1 protein-coding gene is annotated in these 6,167 nt (G+C 68.9%); it reads right to left on the reverse strand.

What is annotated here, in order from left to right; translation table 11 throughout:
- Positions 1–203: 203 nt before the first annotated feature.
- A complete protein-coding gene (locus OXC99_07375; protein MCY4624804.1) occupies positions 204–6,023 on the reverse strand; it encodes a hypothetical protein in 5,820 nt (1,939 codons plus the stop codon).
- Positions 6,024–6,167 lie beyond the last annotated feature (144 nt).

Consider the following 6,167-nt stretch of genomic DNA (forward strand, 5'->3'; position numbering starts at 1 on the left):
ATCGGTAACGAAGCGCGGTGCTTACGTCGAGTGCATGATCCGGCGCTTCCTCGAGCTGGGCATCTCGAAGACCGCCATCGCCAAGCTCACGGGCGTGTCCCGGACCGCGCTCTACAGCTTCATGACCACCAGAGGGCTCAGGCCGAGCCGTTAGCGTGCATGAGAGCACGAATGGTGTCGGTACCCTGGATCGGGGTGAACGCCTATCCAAGGACCACTTCCACCCGGTGGTCCGAACCGTCGTCGGACAGGGGCACGAGTGCTCCTCCCGGAAGCAGGGTTCCGTCGAGGCTGAGCCGCGAGACTCCGCGGCAGACCCCCTTCGGATTCTCGACGCGGATCCGGTAGTGGGTGCCGCCGTGGCGGTAGCTGATCTCGAAGTGCTTCCACTCCCGGGGGATGCAGGGATCGACGCAGAGGTTGGAACCCTGCTTGCGGAAGCCGAGGATCCATTCCAGGCCCGCGCGGTAGAGCCAGCCCGCAGCCCCCGTGTACCACGTCCATCCCCCCCGCCCCGCGTGGGGATCTCCGGAATAGACATCAGCGGCCACGGCGTAGGGCTCCACCTTGTAGCGGTGGGTGCTCGCGCGACGGCTCGCATGATGGATGGGGCTCAGCAGATCGAAGAGATCCTTGGCCTTGTCTCCCTCGCCGAGCATGGCGAACGCGACGACCGACCAGGCGGCAGCGTGCGTGTACTGCCCGCCGTTCTCCCGAATGCCGGGGACGTATCCCTTGATGTATCCGGGGTCGAGGGGTGTTCGGTCGAAGGGCGGGGAGAAGAGCAGCGCGAGCCGCTCTTCCCGCCGGACGAGGTGCTCCTCCACGGACTCCATGGCCTGGCGCGCGCGTTGCTTGTCGCTCGTATCAGAGAGGACCGCCCAGGACTGGGGAATGGAGTCGATCTGGCATTCGTCGTTCTGCGCGGACCCGAGCGGCGTCCCGTCGTCGAAGAACGCGCGCTTGTACCACGCCCCGTCCCAGGCCTCCGCCCCGAGGGATGCCTCGAGAGAAGCGGCAGTCCTCCGCCAGCTCGCCGCACGCTCTGCTTCCCCGCGCAAGTCCGCAATCCGCGCGAACTCCCGCAGGTTCGCGAGCAGGAACCAGCCCAGCCAGACGCTTTCGCCCCGGCCCTCGTGGCCGACGCGGTTCATGCCGTCGTTCCAATCGCCCGCTCCGATCAAGGGCAGGCCGTGGAGGCCCAGGTCGAGGCTCCGATCCAGGGCGCGCGCGCAGTGCTCGTACAGCGTTGCCCGGTCTTCCGATTCCGAGGGCGCGAAGTAGGCCTCCTGTTGACCCTCCTCCAGCGCTGGCCCCTCGAGCCACGCCACGTCCTCGTCGAGCACCGCCTCGTCCTCGGTGGTTCGGAGATAGTGCGCCACCGCGTAGGGCAGCCAGAGGCGGTCGTCGGAAATCCGGGTGCGAACCCCGCGGCCCGTCGGCGGGTGCCACCAGTGCTGGACATCCCCTTCCCGGAACTGCCGGGCGGCGGCTCGGAGAAGGTGATCGCGCACGAGCTCCGGCCTCGCCACGGCCAGCGCCAGGACGTCCTGAAGCTGATCGCGGAACCCGTAGGCCCCTCCGGACTGGTAGAACGCGGAGCGGGCCCAGATGCGGCAGGAGAGGGTCTGGTAGAGAAGCCAGCGATTGAGGAGGAGGTTCATCGACGGATCGGGCGTCTCGACCTGCACGGTGCCGAGCAGCTCGTCCCAGTGTTCCTCGACCTCGCGGACAGCCGTCTCGCAGCCCAGCGCGCGGTAGCGCTCGACCAGGGTTCGAGCCTGCTCAGGACCCTCGCCTTGGCCCAGCAGAAAGAGCACCTCCGTGCGTTCGCCGGGCTCGAGCTCCACGTGCGTCCGGAGAGCGGCGCAGGGGTCCAGGCCCGCACCGGTCTTCCCGGATAGCTCCTGCCCTTGCTCCAGCGACGCGGGGTGGTCGAGGCTGGCGTTCCGGCCCAGGAACTGGAGTCGGTCGCCCGTCCAGGAGGTCTGCCGCCCGCCCAGATCGGCGAACGCGATCCGGTCCGCGAACTCCCCGTTCCACGGGTTTCGCGCGAAGAGAGCTCCCGTCGCGGAGTCGATCTCGGTGACCACGTGCGGTGCGGAGACACTCCGGGAGACGCCGAGCACCCACTCCGCATAGGCCGTGATCGAAAGGCGCCGCTTGCGGTCCGAGCGATTCTCCAGGCTGAGCCGCGAGATCTTGACGGGGTCCCGGACGGGCACGAGCTGCAGGAGATCCAGCGCGATGCCGTGGGATTCGTGCTCGAAGCGGCTGTAGCCCTGGCCGTGCCGGATGACGTAGGGCCAGGGCTCTTCCCGGATGGGCAGAAGGGTCGGTCCCCAGGTCTGGCCGCTGTCCTCGTCCTGCACGTAGAACGTCTCCCCGGGCGTGTCGCTGACGGGATCGTTCGTCCAGGGCGTGAGCTTGTTCTCGCGGCTGTTCCCGGACCAGGTGTAGCCCGAGCCCGACTCCGAGACCTGGAAGCCGAACCCCGGGTTCGCTACCACGTTGATCCAGGGAGCCGGGGTCCACTGCCCCTTGCCCAGGACCGTGACGTATTCGCGGCCGCCCTTTGCGAATCCGCCGAGGCCGTTCTCGAACGCCAGATCCAGCTCCGGAGGAGAGACGCTGTCGGCCTTCTCGCGCGTCGGGCGGAGACGCGGCGGAACCGGCCCGGGCCGGGGGGCTCCCAGCCGCACCACCTGCTCGGACAGGCTCCCGCGGTGCGCGGAAATCACGATTCGCGCCGCCGCGCGCAGGAGGGTCTGGTCGCGCGAAGACACGAGGTCGGCGCGGAGCAGATAGATGCGTCCCTGTTCCTTGCGCTGCTTCTCGCCCGCCGCCTGGCTGGCTCGCACCATCCCCTCGAGGGATTCCTGGAGCGCTTGTGCGTAGGAGGCGCCGGTGGCGTTGAGGATCACCAGGTCGGCGGCAATCCCCTTCATGCGCCAATACTCCTGCGCGCGCAGGAGCTGTCGCACGAAGTTGCGCTCCTCGTCCCGCTCGACGAGGACCAGGGCGATGGGAAGGTCGCCGGAGATGCCGTAGGGCCAGAGGCCGGACGCGCCGCTGCGGTTCGCCGCGAGGACCGAAGGCGCTGCGCGCAACGTGGGATCGGTGTATAGCAGACGGTTGGCGAGACGCTGGAAGAGATGCGCCTCGTCCTGCGTGACCCGGAGGTGGTGCAGCTGGACCTGTGCCTGGGTCCAGGCCAGCGAGTTCTCCCGCTCGAAGGTTGCCGGCTGGCGGTACTTCTCGGCGAGCTCGAGCGCCTCGTCCCGGGAGGCCGCCAGGAGGGTGGTGAACACCAGGCGAACTGCCTCTCCCGGGGGAATCGCCAGCCGCTGCCGGAGGCTCACGATCGGATCCAGAACCGCCCCCGCCGTGTCCGAAAGGGCCCCCCCGTCCTGCACGGACAGCGGAGACCGAATCCCGCGCCCCCGGCCCAGGAAGCGCGCGCGGCTGCTCTCGTACTGCAGCGGCGAGGTCGGCTCCCCCTCGACGGCGGTCAGGTGAGCGAGCCAGACCCGGGGCTCGTCGGCCGAACGCGGGCGGCGGGTCGCGAGCAAGGTCCCGAGCTCGGGAACGAACTCCGTCTCCACGAAGAGGTTCGAGAAGGCGGGATGCGCCTCGTCCGCGCCCTGGGAAGCCAGGACGATCTCCGCGTAGGAAGTGAAGTCGATCTCGCGCTCCCGGCTCCCGGCATTGGTCACCGTCAGCTGGCGGAGCTCGGCGTCGTCCTTGGGGGACACCACGATCTCGAGGGTGATGGCCAGGGAGCGGTCTCGCTGCACGATCGTGGCCCGGTCCTCGGAATAGACGACCTCGTAGTGGTCGACCTCCGTTCCACTCGGCTGGAAGCCGGCGGACCAGACGTCGCCGGTGTCGGCATCGCGCAGGAAGACGAAGGTGCCCCAGCAGTCGCGCGTCGTGTCCTCCCGCCAGCGGGTGACGGCGAGGTCGTTCCAGCGGCTGAAGCCGGAGCCCGCTGCTGTGATCATGACCGTGTAGCGGCCGTTCGAGAGAACGTGGGTGCGCGGCGTGATGTCGTGCGGCGACTCGAACCGACGCAGCGTGGGGAGAACGAGGTCGCGTACGAGCGGCGCCACCCGCACTTCCTCGCCCCGGGGCCGGGTCACCGCCACCGCGCGCGGCGTCCGCTCCTGGAGCAGGAGCTCCGCCGCCTGGACCATGGGATGGGCGTGAAAGCGCCTGCGGGTCAGGCCGTCGTGAACCACGTTGCCCAGGGAGACGAGGGTCATTCCCTGGTGATGGGCCATGTAGCTCCGGACCACGGCCACCCGCGCGTTCTCGGGCAGCTTCGATGGGGTGTAATCGAGCGCCTCATAGAACCCGTAGACGCCTCGGGCTCCGGCCGCCTCGAGGCGCGCGAAGTTGTCGAGCGCTTCCGTGGGTTCCAGCATGGCCGCAAGTGCCGTCGCGTAGGGAGCCACCACGACGTCCTCGAACAGCCCTCGCTTGAGCCCCAGGCCCGGCACGCCAAAGTTGGAGTACTGATAGGTGAGCTCCACGTCTCGAAGACCGTGGCCCGATTCGGAGACCCCCCACGGGACCGTCCGCTCCGTGCCGTACTGGATCTGGCGCGCCACCACGAGACGGCAGGTGAGATCCAGCAGGCTGCGGGCGGGCTCCTGCATCACGAGCAGCGGCATCAGGTACTCGAACATGGAGCCCGACCAGGAGACGAGAGCGGCACCGCGCCCCACCGGCGTGAGAGCCCGGCCGAGGAGGAACCAGTGCCGGGGCGAGACGTCGCCCTTGGCGATGGCCACGAAGCTTCCCAACCTCGCCTCGGAGGCCAACAGGTCGTAGCGGCTGGGATCGAGTGTGCCGTCGGCGACGCGATAGCCGATGGAGAAGAGCTTGCGCGAGGAGTCGAAGAGGAAGCGGAAGTCCATGGCCTGGACCATCTGTTCGGCGCGAAGCGCGAGAGCCGAGAGCTGGTGCCCGAGGCTGCTCTCCGCTTGCTCGGACGCATCCAGACCCTCGAGAAGCAGGGCCGTGTCGACATCGCGGGCGTGGCTCGCGATGCAGTCCCGCACGCTCTTCGACCACACCAGGACTTCGGATCGGGAGCCCTCCTCGCCCTCGCTCGAGAGCGTGCGCGCGATGTCCAGGAGGTTCTCCGCCTGGGCCTCCAGCTCGTCGAGCCGGCGAATCCATTCGGGAAGGGATGTCGGGGTCTCGTCGAGAGCGGCCGCCATCGCCTCTGCGGCCTCGCGCAGATGCGCCTCCGTCACCGTTTGCGTGCGCCGGGCCGGCTCGGCCACATCCTCGGCCTCGAGAACCAGCTGGAGGGCATCCCGGATGCCCTCCAGCCTCTCCGGGCCGAACAGGGGGCGCTGCGCGAGCTCGCGGCAGGCCTGCGCCATGGCCATCAGGTGCCCGGCCAGATTTCCGCTGTCGACGGTGGAGACGTAGGCGGGATCGAGCGGCTCGAGGGTCCGCGTGTCGTACCAGTTGAAGAAGTGACCGCGGAAGCGACGCAGCCGGCTCATGGTGTCGAGCGTGGCCTCGAGCCGCTCCGCCATGTCGAGCGCCCCGATCCAGCCGAAGTCACGAGCGGCCGTCGCGCTCAGCAGATAGAGACCCAGATTGGTCGGCGAGGTGCGGTGGGCGATCACCGGCTCGGGGTCTTCCTGGAAGTTGTCGGGCGGAAGCGCGTTCTCCTTTTCGTCCACGAAGGTCTCGAAGAAGCGCCACGTGCGGCGGGCGAGGAGCCTCAAGGAGCTCATCTCCCGGGAAGAGAGAACCTGTGCCTCCACGAGCTTCGGCGGGAGGCTCATCCGCCAGGCGATGACGGGCGACAGCGCCCAGAGGAGAACGAATGGTGTGGCCACGGGCCACGCTCCCGGCTCGAGCACGACGAAGAGCAGGCCAGCGAGGGCGGCGAGCACGATTCCCCAACGAAGGTGCCGGTAGAACGCCTGGAGGCTCAGCTCGGCCCCGTAGCCCGCCTGGGCGGCAGGCACCCACTCGAGGAGGCTCCGCTTCGTCACGTAGAGCCGCCCGAGCGTGCGCATCACGGCGTCCGCCATCAGCCAGGCCTGGTAGGGCAGCAGGGTGATGGCGAGGAGCGTCTGCGACAGAGCCACGAAGATGTCATCGGCCACGGCCCGCAGGTGACTGCGCTTGGAGATGCC

The organism is Chloroflexota bacterium, from assembly GCA_026713825.1.
Classification (GTDB): domain Bacteria; phylum Chloroflexota; class Dehalococcoidia; order Lucifugimonadales; family UBA1127; genus UBA1127.